Origin of the sequence: Corynebacterium sp. NML98-0116 (assembly GCF_001767255.1) — a bacterium.
Classification (GTDB): Bacteria; Actinomycetota; Actinomycetes; order Mycobacteriales; family Mycobacteriaceae; genus Corynebacterium; species Corynebacterium pseudogenitalium.
In genome coordinates, this window is the sequence record NZ_CP017639.1 from 1,903,373 (window position 1) to 1,921,293 (window position 17,921).

Consider the following 17,921-nt stretch of genomic DNA (forward strand, 5'->3'; position numbering starts at 1 on the left):
CATGAATATGCACGAATGGCCCCTCACGTTTTTCACCACGTTCGGGCAGATGGCGGTCGGCGCGTTCTTCGTCCTCGGCGTCATCACAATGGTGGGACGCACCCGCTACTCCGCGAACGCGATTAACCGCATTTGTGTGCCGGCGCTCTACGCAATCGGCCCAATCATGATCGCAGGCTTCTGCCTCGCGTTCTTCCACCTCGGCAACCCGATCAACGCGCTGAACGTGATGCGCCACATCAGTTCCTCCGGGCTCACCCAGGAGCTCGTGGGCGGCTGCATCTTCGCGGCGCTCGGCTTCCTGTTCGCTGCCTGCCAGTTCTTCGACTGGGGCTCCGTGGGCACCCGCACAACCATCGCGGTCATCACCGCGATTGCCGGCATCGGGTTCATCGCCACCATGGCGCGCCTCTACATGCTGCCCACGATCCCATCGTGGAACCACTGGACCACCCCGGCAGCGTTCTACCTCTCCGCCGCGGTCACAGGTCTGCTCGCGATTGCGGTCGCGCTCACGGCGTACAACTGGCTCGAAGACTCCGAGCTGATCAAGAAGCTCATCCCGTCCGCGCGCAACGAAGACCAGACCGACGCCCAGAAGGAAGAGGTCTGGGACCTCATCCACGCCTCGCTGCGCTGGATCGGCATCGCGCTGACCGTCGTCGTGCCGCTCATTTTCATCGTGATGGTGTTCAACTACGGCCGCCCCGCGGGCCCGAACCCGGCGCAGTTTGAGTTCAACATGACCGCATTCGTCATCCGCATTGGGCTCCTGCTGGTCGGTGCGTTCATCGTGGGCCTCATCCTGGCGTTCGGCGGCCGCACCCGCCGCCCCACCTCGAGCGCGATGCTGTGGATCACCGTCGCGTACATCCTGGTGGTCATCGCGGAGCTGCTCGGCCGCTTCATGTTCTACGGTGCAGTCGACCGGATCGGAATCTGATGCACACTGAGTTAGTTGAACGCTGCCACATCGCGGCAGACATCGTGGGGCAGATCTTTCTCGACGAGCCGCAAGGCCCGCTTCTCGACGCCCTCTCCGACCCTTCCTTCCTGCAGTCATGGCCGCTCGAGGACGACGCCTCGCAGCAAGCCATCAACGCCCTGCTGGAAGCGGAGCGCGACACCGCCGAAGCGTTGCAGCGAGACCACCTCTACCTGTTCATTGGCGTAAGCTCCCCGCTTGCCCAGCCGTACGAGTCCCCGTACTTTTCCAAGGACGGACTCGTCATGGATGAGGACGCCGCGGCCGTCGCCGCCGTTTACCACCAGGTCGGCTTTGACCCCGGCGCCGATAACCTCCCGCCGGACCACATCGGGCTGGAGTTCCGCTGTATCAGCCACATGTGCGCCCTGGCACTCAGCGCGTCCTCCGAGGCCGATCAAGCCGCCGCGTTGGCCGTGCTGCGCTCCTTCACCGCCGAGCACCCCGCCCGCTTCGCTGAGCAGGTGCTTGGGGGCGTCGAAAAGCATGCGAACACCGCGATCTACCGGGCGCTGCCTGGGCTTACGCGGGGTGTGCTGGCCGCCGTCGAAACCCTCTAATACGAAAGCTCCCCACGTCGTCGTTGACGAGTGGGGAGCTTTTCTCTGCGCTGTGGCGCGAAGATGAAGGCTTATGCCTGGGTGGTGGACCCGCCGGCTGCCTCGATCTTCTCAACCGCAGACTTGGAGAACTTGGTAGCGGTGACGTCCAACTTGACGTTGATGTCGCCGTTGCCCAGCACCTTGACTGGGTGGTTCTTGCGAACCAGGCCAGCTGCGACGATGTCGTCGATGGTGATGGTGCCGCCGTTCGGGAACGCTTCTGCGAGCGCCTGAACGTTGACTACCTGGTACTCCACGCGGTTCGGGTTCTTGAAGCCCTTGAGCTTCGGCAGGCGCATGTGAAGTGGCATCTGGCCACCCTCGAATGCTGCGGAGACCTGCTTGCGAGCCTTGGTGCCCTTGGTACCACGGCCAGCGGTCTTGCCGCCCTTGCCTGCTTCACCGCGACCTACGCGGAACTTTGGTTTGTTAGCGCCCTTTGCTGGGCGCAGATCATGGAGCTTGATAATTTCAGCCATGTTGTTCTACTCCCCTGCAACTTCTTCGACGGTAACGAGGTGGCGAACCTTCAGGATCTGTCCACGGGTTGCGGCGTTGTCCTTCTTAATGACGGACTGGCCGATCTTGCGCAGACCGAGAGCCTCGAGGTTCTTACGGGTCAGTGGCTTCTCGCCAACCTTGCCGTGGTGCAATGTGATCTTCAAAGCCATTGTTCTTACGCCTCCTGTCCTGCGCGTGCGCGCAGCATGCGAGCAGGTGCGACGTCCTCGAGGTCCTTGCCACGCTTCGCAGCAACTTCCTCAGGGCGTACGAGCTGCTTGAGACCTGCAACCGTTGCCTGAACAACGTTCAGAGCGTTGTCAGAACCGATCGACTTAGCAAGGATGTCCTGGACGCCAGCGCACTCGAGCACTGGGCGAACTGCGCCACCGGCGATAACACCGGTACCTGGTGCAGCCGGGCGCAGCATAACGATGCCTGCTGCCTCTTCTGCCTGGACTGGGTGAGGAATGGTGCCACCGATCATCGGGACGCGGAAGAAGTTCTTACGTGCTTCTTCTGCACCCTTCTGGATAGCGGCAGGAACTTCCTTTGCCTTGCCGTAGCCAACGCCGACCATGCCCTTGCCGTCGCCAACGACGACGAGAGCGGTGAAGGACATGTTGCGTCCGCCCTTCACGGTCTTTGCGACACGGTTGATGGTGATGACGCGCTCGATGTACTTGTCGCGGTCATCATTCTGGTTGCGACGATCATCGCGACGGCCACGGCCACCGCGGTTGTTGCGCTCATTCTTCTTGTTCTGGTTGTCGGCGGAGCGTCCGCCGTCACGCCGTTCACGTTCGGCCATTACGCGATCCTTCCGTTGATGGTGATGATTGCGGTGGTCATTAGAACTTCAGACCACCTTCACGAGCGGCGTCGGCAAGAGCTGCGACGCGACCGTGGTACTTGTAACCTGCGCGGTCGAAGACGATAGCTTCGATGCCTGCAGCCTTGGCGCGCTCAGCGATCAGCTGGCCAACCTTGGCTGCCTTTGCCTTCTTGTCACCTTCCATTGCGCGCACGTCAGCCTCGATGGAGGATGCCGCTGCGAGTGTGTGGCCAGCGAGATCGTCGATCAGCTGGACGTGGATGTGACGCGAAGAGCGGTGCACAACGAGACGTGGGGTCTCCGGGGTGCCGCGCAGCGTCTTGCGGATACGGAAGTGGCGACGTGCACGAGCCTCGCGGCGGCGGGAGGAAATATCCTTGCCGACCGGGGTGCGCTTGGTGTTCTCTGCAGAATTGCTCATGATTACTTACCCGTCTTTCCGACCTTGCGGCGAATCTGCTCACCTTCGTAGCGGATGCCCTTACCCTTGTATGGGTCATCCTTACGGAGGCGGCGGATGTTAGCCGCGATCTGGCCAACCTGCTGCTTGTCAATGCCCTCGATGGAGAACTTGGTGTTGCCATCGACTGCGAAGCTGATCCCTTCCGGAGCCTCAATGAGGATCGGGTGGGAGTAGCCGAGCGAGAACTCGAGGTTCTTGCCCTTGGCCTGGACACGGTAGCCGACACCGAAGATCTCCATGTTGATCTTGTAGCCCTCGGTCACGCCAACAACGAGGTTGTTGACCATGGAACGGGACAGACCGTGCAGCGCACGGTGCTTGCGGTGATCGTCCGGACGGGAGACGACAATCTCGTTGTCCTCAACCGCAGCGGTGATTGGCTCAGGCAGCTCGAAGTTGAGGGAACCCTTAGGGCCCTTGACCTCTACGACCTGACCGTTAATTTTAACTTCGGCACCATTCGGGATGGCGATGGGTGCATTACCTACACGCGACATAGTCTTTTCAACCTCCCTTTACCAGACGTAGGCGAGAACTTCTCCGCCTACACCCTTCTCCTGGGCCTGACGGTCAGTGAGGAGACCCTGGGACGTGGAGATGATCGCCACACCCAGACCACCCAGCACCTGCGGCAGGTCGTTGGACTTTGCGTACACGCGCAGACCAGGCTTGGACACGCGACGCAGGCCAGCGATGGCAGCCTCACGGGTCGGGCCGTACTTGAGGTCCAGGGTCAGCTGCTTGCCAACCTTGGCGTCCTCAACCTTGTAATCAGCAATGTAGCCTTCCTGCTTCAGGATCTCGGCGATGTTTGCCTTGATCTTGGAGGAAGGCATTGTCACGCTCTCGTGCTGTGCGTGCGACGCGTTGCGCACGCGAGACAGCATGTCTGCGATTGGATCAGTCATCGTCATAAGATGTGACCGTTTACCTTTCTCGTTGCGGTTCCCTACCCACCTGACCAGCAAGACTATGTCGTGCCAGGTCGCGTTTTCCGCATGATCTGTCGGGGGCTACTTCACGCTCCCCACGCTCAATAACGCGGGGCGCTCGCCGCCTCCCTTGCACGCGGTCCGCTTCTCGGCGGGGGCCTGCAACAAAGTTGGATGTACAATGTTCTCTCGGATTTTGCGCGCAGACAACCATCTGTGCACAAGTCCGTTTGGCCACATTACACTCCCTCTATCCAAGAAACAAGTCACGTTGGCCCGATCGCTGCGTCGTATAGTCGGTGCTATGAAGCACCTCGACGAACTTTTCGACGCCCTCTCCGCCACCCGCACGCACCGCGAGGAGCTCTACCGCTGGTTCCACCAACACGCTGAACTCTCGATGCAGGAAACCCAGACCTCACAGCGCATCGTTCAGGAACTCGAGGCAGCCGGTATCCCATATTCGGTATTGGGCGAAACGGGCGTCGTCGCCACCATCGAAAACGGCCCCGGGCCCGTCGTCGCCCTGCGCGGCGATACTGACGGCCTCCCAGTCAAGGAGGATTCCGGCAAGGGCTACGCCTGCACGCAGACCCAAGTCGATGCTGCGACTGGGCAGGAGGTGCCGGTGTCCCACGCGTGTGGGCACGACTTCCATATTTGCTCGGTGCTCGCGGCTGTCGTCGCGTTCAACACTTGCCGCGACGCTTGGTCCGGCACGCTGGTGGGCGTATTCCAGCCCGGCGAGGAAACAGCCTCCGGCGCACGTTCGATGGTTGAGCACGGTATCGCCGACGCGATCCCCCACCCCGACGTGTACTTGGGCCAACACGTGCTCGGCACGCTGCCGTTGGGCCATGTGGGGACCCGGCCGGGCCCGGTGCTCTCCCAGGCGTTCTCGGTGAAGGTCACAGTACACGGAGTGGGTTCGCACGGATCCATGCCTGAGATGGGCGTCGATGCGGTCTTGTTGGCGTCGACAATTGTGACGAGGCTGCACACCGTAGTCTCCCGAGAGATTGCTGCTTCCGAAACCGCGGTGCTGACGGTCGGCGCGATCCATTCGGGAGCGAAATCCAACGTCATCCCGGATAGCGCGGAGCTGCTGATCAATACCCGCGCCTATTCGGAGGCGACGAGCGCGCACCTCAAGGAGGCCATCGAACGCATCGTGCGCGCTGAGTGCGAGGCAGCGCGTAGCCCGCAGCTGCCCGAGTTCGAGTACTACGACGCCTACCCGCTCACCAGCAACGATGCCGCAGTAACGCAGCGGGTACGCAACGCCTTCGAGGCGCGATTCGGTGATGAAGCGCAGACGTTGGCGCAGGTCCCTGCCAGCGAGGACTTCTCGATCATCCCGGACGCGCTCGGCGTGCCGTATACGTTCTGGGGCCTCGGCGGCTTCGCCAGCTACCCGCATGCGCCGGGCAATCACAGCGCAGCGTTCGCGCCCGACCTCCAGCCGACACTCGACCGCGGCGCCGAAGCGATGGTAACGGCTGCGAGCGCGTGGCTCATCAACAAGAACGGCGACTAAGGTGGCAAACATGGCTAACAACGAAGGTTTGCAATCAACACACGAGTGGCTCGAAGAGGTCTCCCGTACGCTCGGCGTTTCCCCGGATCTCACGCGCTCGCTGGTCGGCGACATTCTGAAGATGACAGCGGACGTCGCGCACAACGGCCCGTCGCGCCCGGCGGCTCCAACGACGGCGTTCGTCGTAGGCGTCGCAACCGGTGCGGCGCTCCAGGGCGATACTGATGCGGACTCAGCAACGACGCGCGCGGCGCTTGCCAAGGTAGCGAAGCTCCTGGAAACGTATGAGCAGGATTAATCGACGCTTCGCCGTCACGAAAGTCACCCGCACCGACAGCGGTTTCGCGCGCGATACTCGCGCCGATACCGTCACCGTGGAAGAGCCGCTGGCGATCCGCGCCACCGGCGACACGTTGACCACCACGATGCGGACCCCCGGCCACGACATCGAGCTGGCACACGGCTGGATGTTCGCGGAGGGACTGATCAGCAGCGCAGAGGACGTTCGTTCCGCGCGCTACTGCGCGGGTGCGGTCGGGCCGAACGGCGAAAACACGTACAACACGCTCGACATCGGCCTCGGGCCCGCGGCCTCCCCCGCTGCACCGCAGTTCATTCGCCTGACCACTACCACGAGCGCATGCGGCGTGTGCGGCACGCAGTCGATCGACGACATCATGGGCAAGGTGCCCGCGCCAATCACTCCCGTCCGCTTGGACCCGGACCTGGTGATGCGATTACCCGGCGCCCTTGCAACCGGCCAAAAGCAGTTCCGTAAGACAGGCGGCATCCACGCGGCCGGCGCGTTTACCTTTGACGGCGAACCTGTAGTAATCCGCGAGGACATCGGTCGACACAACGCGACCGACAAAGTCATTGGCCACCTACTACTCGAAGGTCTCCTGCCAGCCAGCGACCTGATCCTGGTTGTCAGCTCCCGCGCGTCATTCGAGCTTGTGCAAAAGGCCGCGATGGCGGGCTTCCCGGCAATGGTTGCGGTCTCTGCGGCATCCTCCCTTGCCGTCGAACTGGCCCGCGAAACAAAAATGGCGCTCGCCGGCTTTGTGCGCGGCGAGCGCTTCAATCTGTACTCCGGGGAGCTCAGCGACTAGTCCTTGTACACCGTCTTCGTCTTGTTCAACCAAGCGTAGACACCGCCGATGCACAGGCCACCGCCGATGAAGTTGCCGATCCACACAGCAACCCAGTTGCTCAGGATTGCAGCGGCGGTGAATCCCTCAGGTGGCGTGCTGGACAGGAACGCCAGGGAGAACAGCGAGAAGTTCGCAATAACGTGCTCGAGGCCCAGGCCAACGAAGATAGCGATCAGTGGCAGGATCACGACGAACTTGGAGATGAACTCCTTCGCCAGCAGCGCACCAACAATCGCCATGTTGACAATGAAGTTCGCGAAGATCGCCTCAAGCAGCGCGCCGAAGAACGGCTTCGCCAACTTGCCCTCAACCAGAGTGACAATCAGGTGGCTATTATCCATCGAGCCGAACTTGGCCGACTGGCTCATCACAGCCGCGAAAATGATCGCACCGATCAGGTTCGCCACCGTCACCACAACGACGAGCCAAATACCCTTGCCCCAGCTGAACACCTTGTCTGTCGCCGCCCAGGACGCAAACATCATGTCGCCCGTTGCAAGCTCCGCGTTCAGGATGACGATCGCGAACAGGCCAAGCCCGAACAGCAAGGCGAACACAACCGAGCCGAGCCCCGGCGCATATTCATTGACCGCATTTCCCGCCACCGCGGCGAACGCCGTACCGGCGGTCAGGTAAATGCCGGCGAGAATCGCGCGGACGAAAAACCGTGGCATCTCATTATCGAGAAGCTGCTCTTTCTTTTTGGCCCCAGCGTGGACCATTTCTTGCAAAGCCATCGTGGCCTCCTCAAATTCACCTGAGAGATTGTTGCAAGGAGTCAGTCTATCGAACGTTTCCCAAAAACAGTACATGCGTACTATTCGGGTGTGCTCTGCAGGTTCCCCCAAAAGACGTACACCCCCGCAACCCGGTTGGGTCGCAGGGGTGTTCGTCGAAAAGCAGTGACGCGTTATGCGCGCTGCATCTTGCCATCCTTGTCAGCGAACGGGAAGCCGAGGTGGCGCAGGAGTGCGCGGCCCTCGTCGTCGTTCGTTGCGGTGGTGACGACAGTGATGTCCATACCGCGGACGCGATCGATCTTGTCGATGTCGATTTCGTAGAACATCGTCTGTTCGGTCAGGCCGAAGGTGTAGTTGCCTGCACCGTCGAACTGCTTGTCGCTGAGGCCACGGAAGTCACGAATACGTGGCAGAGCAACCGTCAGCAGGCGGTCCAGGAACTCCCACATGCGGTCGCCGCGGAGGGTGACCTTCGCGCCGATCGGCATGCCTTCACGGAGCTTGAAGTTAGCGATGGACTTCTTCGCGCGGCGAAGCTGTGGCTTCTGGCCGGTGATCGCGGCGAGGTCCTCGAGTGCGCCGTTGATGACCTTGGAGTCACGTGCAGCGTCGCCGACACCCATGTTGACAACAATCTTGGTCAGACCTGGGATCTGCATGACGTTGTCGTACTTGAACTCATCGTTGAGCTTGGTACGGATGTCCTCTTTGTACTGGGTCTTCAGACGAGGGGTGTAGTTCTCAGCCATGCTTAGATGTCCTTCCCGTTCGACTTTGCAACGCGGACCTTCTTGCCGTTTTCGTCGAAACGGTAGCCCACGCGCGTCGGCTTGCCGTCGGAATCCAGGACCATCACGTTGGAGACGTGGATCGGAGCTTCCTGGGTGACAATGCCGCCGGACTCTGCGCCGCGCTCGTTGTAGGAGTTCGCGACGTGCTTCTTCATGCGGTTCACGCCTTCAACGAGAACGCGCTGACGCTTCGGGTATGCCTCAATAACCTTGCCCTGCGCGCCCTTATCCTTGCCAGAGATGACCTGGACCATATCGCCCTTTTTGATTTTCATCCCTAGATCACCTCCGGTGCGAGAGAAACGATCTTCATGAACTTCTTGTCGCGCAGCTCGCGAGCAACTGGGCCGAAGATACGGGTGCCGCGTGGCTCGGTGTCGTTCTTGATCAGCACTGCAGCGTTCTCGTCGAACGCGATGTAGGAGCCGTCCGGACGACGGGTCTCCTTCTTCGCGCGAACGATGACAGCCTTAACGACTTCGCCTTCCTTAACGTTGCCGCCTGGGGCAGCTTCCTTCACAGTGGCGACGATCGTATCGCCGATGCCGGCGAAGCGCCGAACGGATCCGCCGAGGACACGGATGCACAGGATTTCACGTGCACCGGTGTTGTCGGCGACCTTCAGGCGCGATTCCTTCTGAATCACTATTGGTCTCCTGACCTGGGTCAATGTGCGTTAGATTTCCGTCCTATACGCACGTGGTCAATGTCTTCGATGTCTTTTCGCTTGTCGACGGCACCTTCGGTACCGCAGGCGTACATGCTCAGCTCGGAAACGCGCAGAACAAACACGCAGCAAAGGACAACTGGAACATTAAAGCACGGAACATGCGCGCCCGCAAACCATGACTTTTGGTTGTGTGGATTCGTGCCCGGTTCTGACCTTTGGTATGGTCATACCTATGAACTTCGATGGCACACTTGCGGATTCAATCGGCTTCAAGTCGTACCTCTACACCTACGAACTCCCCAAGTTCGCGGTACGCTCCATGCTCGCCGGCATGTTTTTGACGATCATGACGGCATTCGCCACCGTCGCCTCCACCCAAGTAGAAAGCAGCGCCCCCGGCTACGGCCGCTTCGTGTTCGCAGCTATCTTCTGCCTCTCGCTGTACGTCATCGTTGTCCTGGGTGCGGAGCTCGCCACCGGCAACATGATGTTCATGACCTACGGCAGCGCCTCGGGACGCCTCCCCTGGCTCAAGGGCTTCCTGATGGTCTCCACCTGCACCATCTTCAACCTGCTCGGCGTCCTCATCACCGCGGTATTCCTGGTCCACGCCACGGCGTTCCAGCCGATCGGGATGGACAGCTTCCTCGCCGCGACCGTTGAGACCAAGCTCGCGAAGCCGGACAGCTTGCTGTTCATGGAAGGCATTTTCGCCAACATCGTGGTCAACATCGGCGTGCTGCTCGCCATCCAGGCTGGCAAGGACTTCACCGCGAAGTTCCTCGCCATCATGCTGATCGTTCCTGCATTCGCCGCAATGGGGTACGAGCACTCCATCGCCAGCTTCGTCGTCTTCTCCCTGGCGGGCTACGGCATCGGCGCCGAGCACTTCGCCGGGTTCACACTGACGAATGGCCTGATGAACTGGCTCATCGTGTGGGTCGGCAACTACATCGGTGGTGGCCTCATCATGGGCGGCGTCTATGCTTGGCTAAACAAGGGCGGCACCCCGGCAACCCCGCTGGCGACACGCCGCTAACCCCCAAGCAGAAAGAAAACGCCCCGTTCCCGCGAAGGGAAGGGGGCGTTCGTTATTGCTCGGTGAGCACTTAGCTCGAAGCAGCGATGCCCACGCCGGTTGCCGCAGCAACGATCGACAGGATGACCACAACGGCCATGTTGACGACACCGATGGACGAAAGCACAGCCGGAACCAGCAGCAGGTTCGGACCCTGCGGGCCAGCGAAGTTGCGCAGCTCGTTCATGACGTTGTTCAGCGGCTCTGGGTACTGTGCAGCACTTGCATCGGTAGCAACAACGCCAGACAGGACAACAACAGAAGCGGCAACTGCAATTGCGTTACGAAGTTTCATTCTTACGTTCTCTCTCTATGGTCTCGGGTGAATGGGTGGGATTTAGACGCGCTGCGAAGACGTCGCGATGTTCGTCAGGAAGCCCAAAGAGGACAGCAGTGCAGGCACGAGGATCAGGTTCTGTGCCTGGTAGCCACCGAGGCGCTTAAGCTCGTGCAGGACACCTGCCAGCGGTTCTGGCGCTGGCTGTGCTGCCTGTGCGACCGGTGCGCCCACTGCAAGAGCGGAAGCCACGAGGCCTGCGGCGAGAATGCGACGAAGTTTCATAGTTTTCCTCCTGTGATGTCCGCTAGACCTGCTATGTCCATAGGGTTTTTGGACACGGAGTCCGGTGTCTTTTTGGACACGGAATCCATGGTGTTCTTGGGCACTTCTAGCGGCTTACGGTTGCAGCCTGCGTTTCGGCCGGGGCTTGGATAATTTCGGGTTCATCCGCGGTGGTTGGCGATGTTTCATTCCTTCGACGAGGTTAATGTTGATCTGACCACCTGGCGGCCTGTGGCTCAACGTGATCGGAAGGGGCACGCTGAAGAGGAATTCACCATCATGGGCCGTGTAGAACTCCGCAACATTATCGACTGCGACTGTCGAGTAGAGCCGACGGTTTTTAAACCTCAGACCAATGTAGAGCCCGAAACCGCATACGCGTACAACGCCGTCTTTGCTCACGCAGAGCTGGTCTGGGATGCCCCAATGGTTTGTTGATTGTGGCGTCGGCGCCGTTAGTGTGGAGGTGTCGGTGGGAGGTATGCCTTGCTGAGCTGCCATGTCATCGGTGTTGGCCTCGTGTGAAGTTGCCGCTTCCACGGGGCCGTTTGGCATTTTGGATATAGCTTGAGGATTGTGTGCTTGGTTATAGGCAACTACGCGGGCCCAGATTTGATCAGGATCGAGTGGATGCGTAGGCGACGGTGCCTTGGGGAAGGTATCGAAAGCCTGGCGTGGTGTGATATGCATCTTGCCGACCAGCAGTGATTGGTGCCGTCGTTGTTCGTTGTATACCTGGCGATATTCGGCCAGATAGGTGTTGACCTCAGCAAGGCTTGCTGGGTGGCGTGCATCGAGGAACTGGGTCAACGTACGGTGAGATCGCTCGTCTTTTCCCTGGGTTGTCGGTGCGAAACCAGCAATAGCAAGTACGCCTTGGCTGGCGAGCCAAGTTTCAGTAGCAGAGAGAAAACCCCGGTGGTAGGTGGCGAACGCATCGCCATTGTCAGAAAGGATTTCTTGGGGTTTGCCGTAGGCGGCGAACGCTGCGGCCAGCGTAGCGCGCGCATCAGTACCGTTTTCCGGTAGAGCGAATGCTGTGGTTCCGACATCAAATCTGCTGGCATCATCGATGATCTGGTAAATCGTGACATGCGTGTGGGCATGGTCGAAGAGGCGATAGACCAGTCCATCGATTTGCCAGAGTTCACCGACGAAATCACGGGCGAAGCGCTTATAGGAACTCCGCGGCCGTTTGCGGGCATTGGCATCAACAAATCCCAGCTCATACAGCCACGAGGCGATTGTGGACCGCGATGGGGTGCGATCTGCACCGACAGAGTCGAACAAGAAGTAGTAGATCGACCAAGGGCCATAATCCAAGCCTTGTTCCATCAACTGTTGCCTGGCGTGAATGACTGCGATTTTGTCGGCCTCGTCAAATTTCTTCATCGGATTCTTCGGGGCAGTCGAATCCGGCACGATACCTGCTCGGCCTTTCTGCGCTATCCGGTTTTTGATGTTGTGGTACGTCTGTCGCGAGATCCCCAATTCTTTGCAAAACTGTGTGACCGTCTTGCCGTCACGAACGGGATCGAAATCTGCGACCTTTCTACGTTTATGCAATGGAATAGCCATCCGGCTATTCCACCGCCGTAACCGTCCAAAAAGCCACTAGACATCCCGTCCAAAAACATCCTGGACTCCGTGTCCAAAAAGTCCCTAGACATCACAGATGTCCGCTAGACCCTTGTGAGCTAGCGCGCTGAACAAGACACCAACAGATTAACAGACCAATTTAAGGTTGTTGCCAGTTTTCTAAAAAACTTTTATTTTGCTTCTTCAGCTATCTTTTTCGGCTCGACGAAGAAGAGGGCATCGCCAAACTTCGTGTCTGCAGGAAGGCTTCTCGACGCCCCAATCTCCCCTACCCGCTTCGTATTCGAGACAACGACCGGAGTCGTCACTTCGTATCCTGCGTCGCGGATGGCATCGATATCGAACGTCGCTAGGAGCTGGCCTGCTTCTACGACGTCACCTTTCTTCACGTGCGCGGTGAAGTGCTCGCCCTTGAGGTTCACGGTGTCGAAGCCGATGTGCATGAGAATGTCCACGTTCTTGCCATCGGTCCCCTTGGCGCGGATTGCGTAGGCGTGGCCGGACGGGAACGTGACCGCAACCGTACCGGCGACGGGTGCGCGCAGCTCCCCAACCGTCGGCACGATTGCCACGCCGTTCCCCAGCTTGCCCTGGGCAAACATCGGGTCACTGACCGTCGCAAGCGGCACGGCGTTGCCCTCGAGAGGCGCCACGACGTGGAGCGCCTCGTCGGACGCCTCGAGCAGCGCTTGCTCGGCAGCGGCATCGGCGGCTGGATCCTCGGTTGCGTCCGGATCGATGCTGCCATGCTTGCCCACCAGGTAGCGCCCGTACCCGTAGGCCGCCACGAAGGCGATCACGAACGTAATGACGCCGAGGATCAGGAAGGTCACCATGTCATTCGCGCGGATGGAGACCACGCCGATAAAGCCCGCCGCACCAAGCGCAACTGCCTTGACATCAAAGATCGCAATCAGCATTGCACCAATACCGGCCGCGCCGAGGCCGATAAAGAAGGGCCAGCGGAGGCGCAGGTTGACGCCGAAGATGGCGGGTTCCGTGATACCAAATACGGCCGAGATGCCCGAGGAACCAGCTAGACCTTTGAGCTTTGCGTTGCGCGCCAGGAAGTACACGGCAAGGGCCACTGCGCCTTGCGCGATGTTCGCCATGGAGGCCGTCGGGAAGATGAAGGAGCCGCCCTGATTAAACAGCTCGAGCTCGATTGGCGGGAAGGACTGGTGCAGGCCAGTGATCACGATCGGCGAGTACACCAGACCGAAGAGCAGGCCACCGATTGGGCCACCGAAGTCGTACAGGCTGGAGAGGCCGACAATCAGCAGGTCACCGAGCCAGCGGACAAACGGGCCGACGGCGATGAAGGTAATGAAGCCCGTAGTCAGCAGGGTTGCCAGCGGAGTAATCAGGAAGTCCGCCGTACCCTTCAGACGCTTGTGGAACCACTTCTCGATCGTTGCCAAGATCCACGCGACCGCCAGCACCGGCAGCACCGCACCCTGGTAACCCGCCTGCGCGACTGGCAAGCCGAACAGGTCCCAGAACGGCATCGTTCCGTCGGCAACGGAGTTCGCCACGTCGTAGCCGTTGACCAACGCCGGGTGAACCATCGCCATGCCCATGCCGGCGCCGAGGTATTCGTTGCCACCGAAGCGCTTCGTCGCGGAGTACCCCACCAGCACCGGCAGGAACGCGAACGGTGCGGAGGCCAGCACATTGATGATCTCCGTCAGACCCTGGATCTGCGGGAACATCCCCACCAGGGAGTTCTCCCCGAACAACCCCTCGGCGGTCAGGACGTTGTTGAGCGCCATGAGCAGACCGCCGCCAACCAGGATTGGGATCAGCGGCACGAAGATGTCAGAAAAGACCTTAATGAAGCGCGTAAACCAGTTGCCCTGGTTCGCCGCTACTTCCTTCAGGTCTTCCGTGGAGACAGCAATGCTCTTGCTGGTCATGCTGTTGAGCTGATCAAAGACAATATCTACGTCGCCGGGGCCGACGATGATCTGGAACATGCCGCCGGTTGCGAACGTGCCCTTCAAATCAGGGTCGTTCTCCAGCGTATCCTGCGCAACCTTGTCGACGTCCTTAAGCACGAAACGCAGTCGCGTCGCGCAGTGGGCGACGCCAACGATGTTTTCCTCGCCCCCTACCCCGGCGAGGACCCGCCGGGCTACTTCTTTGTGGTCCATGTGGGAATCCTTTCTCTTCCCACACAGTCAAACATCTATACGGGCATAAATCAGCTTACTTGCGTCCGATTACCCCCGGTTGTGGCCGATTTCACGTACTTCCACAGCGACCCATGGGGCTCCCTCAGTACCGAAGACCGCCGAGGAGAACGCCACTTCCCCGTCTCCGGCAACAACTTCGAGCGCCGCCCCGTCAGCGCACACCACGAGTTCGCCCTGCGCGCATTGGGCGCGGCGCTCGTCACCGCCGACCGTCACGCTCACTGTTCCACGCCCGGCTTCGCCAGGCCGCCACGCCACGTGAGCACCAACGCCACCGGCATCGTCGACCAGGTCGGCCTCCCACGGCTGTCCCCTGAGAACTTCGCGGTGCACGACCATCCCCGCGGGATCGGTTGGGAGAAGGAGTTCGGTGCGAAGCTGGCCGTCGACAAGTTGGAGCCTGCGAGGCAACGTCAGCTGGTGCACCCAGCCCTCCGCTTCGAGCGTGGGCGTGTCGTCGCGGGCGGGCAGGCCCATCCAGCCGAGCAACAGCGCATCGCCATCGCCCTCGGCGACCATCTGCGGCGCGTAAAACTGATGCCCAAAGTCCAACGGGCGGAACTGCGACTCCACGCGGAACCACAGCCCATCCAGCGTGCCCACGACGTAGCCGCACTCGTCCGAGCCCGGGTACTGCGGGCACAGCACCAGCACCTCGCGCCACTGCCCCGTCGCGTGGTCACGCATCCGCAGCAGGTTCGGGCACTCCCACATGTAGGCGGCCTCAACGCGCGGGTCCAGCCCCTCGAACTGCAGCGCGCCAGCAAACGACCAGTTCACCAGGTCCGGTGACTCGTAGAGCACCACCGCGCCGCGCTCCTCCTCACGCTGCGCACCGAGCACCATGCGCCAGGAGCCGTCCTCATTCTGAGTGACGTGCGGGTCCCGGTAGTGGGCGGTAAAGCCGAGGGCTGGGCCGTCAATGAGCGGATTCTCCGGCGCACGGTGGTACACACCGCCCATCGGGCCCTCCAAGTCCTCAACGCGGACCAGGTTCTGCGTGGTCAGGCGGCGCCCATCCTCCTTCACGTTGCCGGTGTAAAACAGCATGACCTCACCGTCGTGGACCACGGAGGACCCGGAGTAGCACCCGTGCGTGTCGTACGGGAAGTCCGGATACAGCGCGTCCGGAAGGTGGCGCCACTGGCCCAGGCCCTCCTCACCCCCAATTGTGGTGACGGCGTGGCCCCAACCGGTGCGCTTCGCAGCGTGCGGAAAGCACGGATCATGCTGGTAAAACACGTGGAGTTGGTCGCCGATGAACGTGACGCCGTTCGGGTCGTTGAGGCGCCCTTGCGGCGGGGACAGGTGAAATGTTGGCCGGTACGTCATGCGACTTAGTCTACGGTGGAACCATGATCACTGTGTACGGCGAAGCCCTCGTTGACCTTGTCCCCCAGGACCGTTCCCCGCTCGCGCCGCTGGTGCCCGCGCTCGGTGGCGGCCCGTTCAATGTGGCCCGAGCTCTGGGCCGACTCGGCGCAGACGTCTCCTTCCAGTCACGGTTGTCTCGTGACAACTTCGGGGAGGCACTCGCCCAATCGCTTCTCGACGCCCACGTGGACCTCACCAACTGCGGCCGCGGCGACGAGCCCACCACCCTTGCTGTCACCGCCCTGGCTGAGAACGGCTCGGCAACGTACACGTTCTACGTCGACGGCACCGCCGACCGCTTCGCACAGCCGGTCCCGGTGCAGGAGGGCTACGCGGTGTTTGGGACCCTGTCCCTGGCGCTAGAGCCCGCGTCGCTGCGCTACGCGGAGGCCGCCTCTGAGTCGGCAAAGCACGGCGCAATCGTCTGCCTGGACCCGAATATCCGCCCGGCGTTCGCCTCCGCGAAACACCGCCTGTTCCTGCGGGGGCTGCTCGATTCCGTAACGGTGCTCAAACTCTCCGACGAGGAAGTCGAGTTCCTCGGTGACACCTCCCACGTGCCAGTCGTGGTGACCACGCTCGGCGCCGACGGCCTGCGGGTACGCGCGCCGTTCGGCACGGTCACGGTCCCGTCACCGAAGGTCACGGTCGCGGACACGATTGGGGCCGGCGACACAGTGATGGCGGCGCTGGTCCACCAGTTCGACGCCCGCGGCCTGGACCGCGACGGCCTGCTCGCCCTGGACGAGGAGGAGTGGCGCGAGATCCTCACGTTCGCCACCCGCGCGGCCGCGATCACGGTGTCGCGCACCGGCGCAGACACCCCCTTCGCCCACGAGCTGGATTAGGAAGCCGCGTACGCTGGCTCCCACCCAAGCGCCGGCGCGACGTGCTCGGCGAACCCGCGCAGGATCTGCATGCACACGTCCACCCCGGCCTGGTTCGGAACGGTGAGCATCAGCGTGTCCGAGGCCTGGATTGCTGGGTCATTACCGAGCTCCTCGATAAGCTGGTCGGCCTCTGCGGCGTACGTCTTGCCAAACGTGGTGTACACACCACGCTCAATCTGTCCGATCTGTTCCTCGGTATCCAGCAGTCCGAAGAGCCGCTCGGTGTCCTCGTCCACGATCGGAAAGATAGAACGAGAAACAGAAACGCGCGGCTCCCAGTCGTGGCCCGCGGCCGCCCACGCCTTCCGGTAGTGCTGAATCTGTTCCGCCTGCAGCTCGCCGAGGCTGCGGCCGTCGGCTTCCGAAATCAGCGTGGAGCTCATCAGGTTCACGCCGTCGCGGGCAGCCTGCTCGGCGCTGGCGAAGGTACCTGCGCCCCACCACACCCGGCGCGCCGCCCCCTCGGAGTGTGGCAACACCGCAAGCGGGCTGGCAGGCGGGTACATCTGCGGGTACTGCTCCTCAAGGGATGCGGCGAGCGCCATCGGGTCCCCGCGCAGCGCGGAAATGAAACGCTGGAAATGTGCACGCGCCAGGTCAGAACCGTTCGCGGCCTCTGACTCGTAGCCGAAAGCGCGCCACCCTCTATCGGCAGGCTCCGGTGACCCGCGGGAGACGCCGAAGGCGAGGCGGCCGTCGCTTAGCAAATCGAGCGCGGCGACGTCCTCCGCGAGCTGCAGCGGGTTGGCGTAGCGCATATCGACGACGCCGGTGCCCACCTCAATGTGCTTCGTCGCCGACGCCATCGCGCCAAGCAGGGCAATCGGAGACGCGAACTGCGGCGCGAAGTGGTGCACTCGCACGTAGGCGCCGTTGACACCAATCGCGTCCGCCTGGCGCGCGAGCTCCACGGTGTCCTGTAGCGCCTCGCGCGCGGTCATCCCCTGGCGCCCGGGTGGTGCGTGGTGGCCGAATGAAAGGAACCCAAACTTCTTCATGCGGCCACTCTAGCG

General features: G+C 61.4%; 23 protein-coding genes. 7 read left to right on the forward strand and 16 right to left on the reverse strand.

Annotated features, from left to right (window positions below):
• Position 1 precedes the first annotated feature (1 nt).
• Positions 2–943, forward strand: coding sequence for a DmsC/YnfH family molybdoenzyme membrane anchor subunit (locus BJP05_RS08745; protein WP_070363071.1), 942 nt, complete (start codon positions 2–4; stop codon positions 941–943).
• Entirely contained in the window at positions 943–1,545 is a 603-nt protein-coding gene (locus BJP05_RS08750) for a molecular chaperone (protein WP_070363072.1), read from the forward strand. Before BJP05_RS08745 ends, BJP05_RS08750 begins: the two co-directional genes overlap by 1 nt.
• Positions 1,546–1,616: 71 nt before the next feature.
• On the opposite strand, the gene rplO is transcribed toward BJP05_RS08750, so the two are convergent.
• Genes rplO through rpsH form a run of 6 tightly spaced genes read right to left on the reverse strand, consistent with a single transcriptional unit; the run spans position 1,617 to position 4,300 of the window.
• On the reverse strand, positions 1,617–2,066 hold the full coding sequence (gene rplO, locus BJP05_RS08755; protein ID WP_070363073.1) for a 50S ribosomal protein L15: 450 nt from the start codon (positions 2,064–2,066) through the stop codon (positions 1,617–1,619).
• A gap of 6 nt (positions 2,067–2,072) precedes the next feature.
• Positions 2,073–2,258, reverse strand: a complete 186-nt coding sequence (gene rpmD / locus BJP05_RS08760) for a 50S ribosomal protein L30 (protein ID WP_070363074.1) — start codon at positions 2,256–2,258, stop codon at positions 2,073–2,075.
• A 5-nt stretch (positions 2,259–2,263) separates the two neighbouring features.
• Positions 2,264–2,899 (reverse strand): 30S ribosomal protein S5, encoded by a 636-nt coding sequence (rpsE, locus tag BJP05_RS08765; RefSeq protein ID WP_070363075.1) that lies wholly within the window; start codon positions 2,897–2,899, stop codon positions 2,264–2,266.
• Between the two features lie 40 nt (positions 2,900–2,939).
• Positions 2,940–3,344, reverse strand: coding sequence for a 50S ribosomal protein L18 (gene rplR / locus BJP05_RS08770; protein WP_070363076.1), 405 nt, complete (start codon positions 3,342–3,344; stop codon positions 2,940–2,942).
• Between the two features lie 2 nt (positions 3,345–3,346).
• Positions 3,347–3,883, reverse strand: a complete 537-nt coding sequence (rplF, locus tag BJP05_RS08775) for a 50S ribosomal protein L6 (RefSeq protein WP_070363077.1) — start codon at positions 3,881–3,883, stop codon at positions 3,347–3,349.
• An 18-nt stretch (positions 3,884–3,901) separates the two neighbouring features.
• On the reverse strand, positions 3,902–4,300 hold the full coding sequence (rpsH, locus tag BJP05_RS08780) for a 30S ribosomal protein S8 (protein ID WP_070363078.1): 399 nt from the start codon (positions 4,298–4,300) through the stop codon (positions 3,902–3,904).
• Between the two features lie 322 nt (positions 4,301–4,622).
• Here rpsH and BJP05_RS08785 point away from each other — a divergent pair, with 322 nt between their 5' ends.
• The 3 genes from BJP05_RS08785 to fdhD are packed head-to-tail and all read left to right on the forward strand — an operon-like array spanning position 4,623 to position 6,967.
• Entirely contained in the window at positions 4,623–5,855 is a 1,233-nt protein-coding gene (locus tag BJP05_RS08785; protein ID WP_070363585.1) for an amidohydrolase, read from the forward strand.
• A gap of 10 nt (positions 5,856–5,865) precedes the next feature.
• Entirely contained in the window at positions 5,866–6,153 is a 288-nt protein-coding gene (locus tag BJP05_RS08790; protein ID WP_070363586.1) for a DUF6457 domain-containing protein, read from the forward strand.
• Positions 6,140–6,967, forward strand: coding sequence for a formate dehydrogenase accessory sulfurtransferase FdhD (gene fdhD / locus BJP05_RS08795; RefSeq protein ID WP_070363079.1), 828 nt, complete (start codon positions 6,140–6,142; stop codon positions 6,965–6,967). The genes BJP05_RS08790 and fdhD overlap by 14 nt, the downstream gene beginning before the upstream one ends.
• Here the strand turns inward: fdhD and BJP05_RS08800 are convergent.
• From BJP05_RS08800 to rplN, 4 genes are all read right to left on the reverse strand, one after another.
• On the reverse strand, positions 6,964–7,746 hold the full coding sequence (locus BJP05_RS08800; RefSeq protein ID WP_070363080.1) for a formate/nitrite transporter family protein: 783 nt from the start codon (positions 7,744–7,746) through the stop codon (positions 6,964–6,966). The two genes, fdhD and BJP05_RS08800, sit on opposite strands and share 4 nt — an antisense overlap.
• 173 nt (positions 7,747–7,919) lie before the next feature.
• On the reverse strand, positions 7,920–8,498 hold the full coding sequence (gene rplE, locus BJP05_RS08805) for a 50S ribosomal protein L5 (protein WP_070363081.1): 579 nt from the start codon (positions 8,496–8,498) through the stop codon (positions 7,920–7,922).
• Positions 8,499–8,500: 2 nt separating this feature from the next.
• Complete coding sequence (gene rplX / locus BJP05_RS08810) at positions 8,501–8,815, reverse strand: 50S ribosomal protein L24 (RefSeq protein WP_070363082.1); 315 nt, start codon at positions 8,813–8,815, stop codon at positions 8,501–8,503.
• A 2-nt stretch (positions 8,816–8,817) separates the two neighbouring features.
• Positions 8,818–9,186, reverse strand: coding sequence for a 50S ribosomal protein L14 (gene rplN / locus BJP05_RS08815; RefSeq protein WP_070363083.1), 369 nt, complete (start codon positions 9,184–9,186; stop codon positions 8,818–8,820).
• Positions 9,187–9,442: 256 nt separating this feature from the next.
• On the opposite strand from rplN, the gene BJP05_RS08820 reads away from it, so the two are divergent.
• Positions 9,443–10,249, forward strand: a complete 807-nt coding sequence (locus BJP05_RS08820; protein WP_070363587.1) for a formate/nitrite transporter family protein — start codon at positions 9,443–9,445, stop codon at positions 10,247–10,249.
• Positions 10,250–10,319: 70 nt separating this feature from the next.
• Here BJP05_RS08820 and BJP05_RS08825 read toward each other — a convergent pair whose 3' ends face one another.
• The 5 genes from BJP05_RS08825 to BJP05_RS08845 form a co-directional block, all read right to left on the reverse strand.
• Positions 10,320–10,583 (reverse strand): hypothetical protein, encoded by a 264-nt coding sequence (locus tag BJP05_RS08825; RefSeq protein ID WP_070363084.1) that lies wholly within the window; start codon positions 10,581–10,583, stop codon positions 10,320–10,322.
• Positions 10,584–10,625: 42 nt separating this feature from the next.
• Entirely contained in the window at positions 10,626–10,850 is a 225-nt protein-coding gene (locus tag BJP05_RS08830; RefSeq protein WP_070363085.1) for a hypothetical protein, read from the reverse strand.
• Between the two features lie 114 nt (positions 10,851–10,964).
• A complete protein-coding gene (locus BJP05_RS08835) occupies positions 10,965–12,428 on the reverse strand; it encodes an integrase core domain-containing protein (RefSeq protein WP_070361651.1) in 1,464 nt (487 codons plus the stop codon).
• Between the two features lie 191 nt (positions 12,429–12,619).
• Positions 12,620–14,602 (reverse strand): sucrose-specific PTS transporter subunit IIBC, encoded by a 1,983-nt coding sequence (locus BJP05_RS08840; RefSeq protein ID WP_070363086.1) that lies wholly within the window; start codon positions 14,600–14,602, stop codon positions 12,620–12,622.
• 69 nt (positions 14,603–14,671) lie between these two features.
• Positions 14,672–15,976 (reverse strand): glycoside hydrolase family 32 protein, encoded by a 1,305-nt coding sequence (locus BJP05_RS08845; protein WP_070363087.1) that lies wholly within the window; start codon positions 15,974–15,976, stop codon positions 14,672–14,674.
• Positions 15,977–15,999: 23 nt separating this feature from the next.
• Between BJP05_RS08845 and BJP05_RS08850 the strand changes: the two genes are divergently transcribed.
• Entirely contained in the window at positions 16,000–16,866 is an 867-nt protein-coding gene (locus BJP05_RS08850; protein WP_070363088.1) for a carbohydrate kinase, read from the forward strand.
• On the opposite strand, the gene BJP05_RS08855 is transcribed toward BJP05_RS08850, so the two are convergent.
• Positions 16,863–17,906, reverse strand: coding sequence for an LLM class flavin-dependent oxidoreductase (locus tag BJP05_RS08855; protein ID WP_070363089.1), 1,044 nt, complete (start codon positions 17,904–17,906; stop codon positions 16,863–16,865). The two genes, BJP05_RS08850 and BJP05_RS08855, sit on opposite strands and share 4 nt — an antisense overlap.
• Between the last annotated feature and the right edge of the window lie 15 nt (positions 17,907–17,921).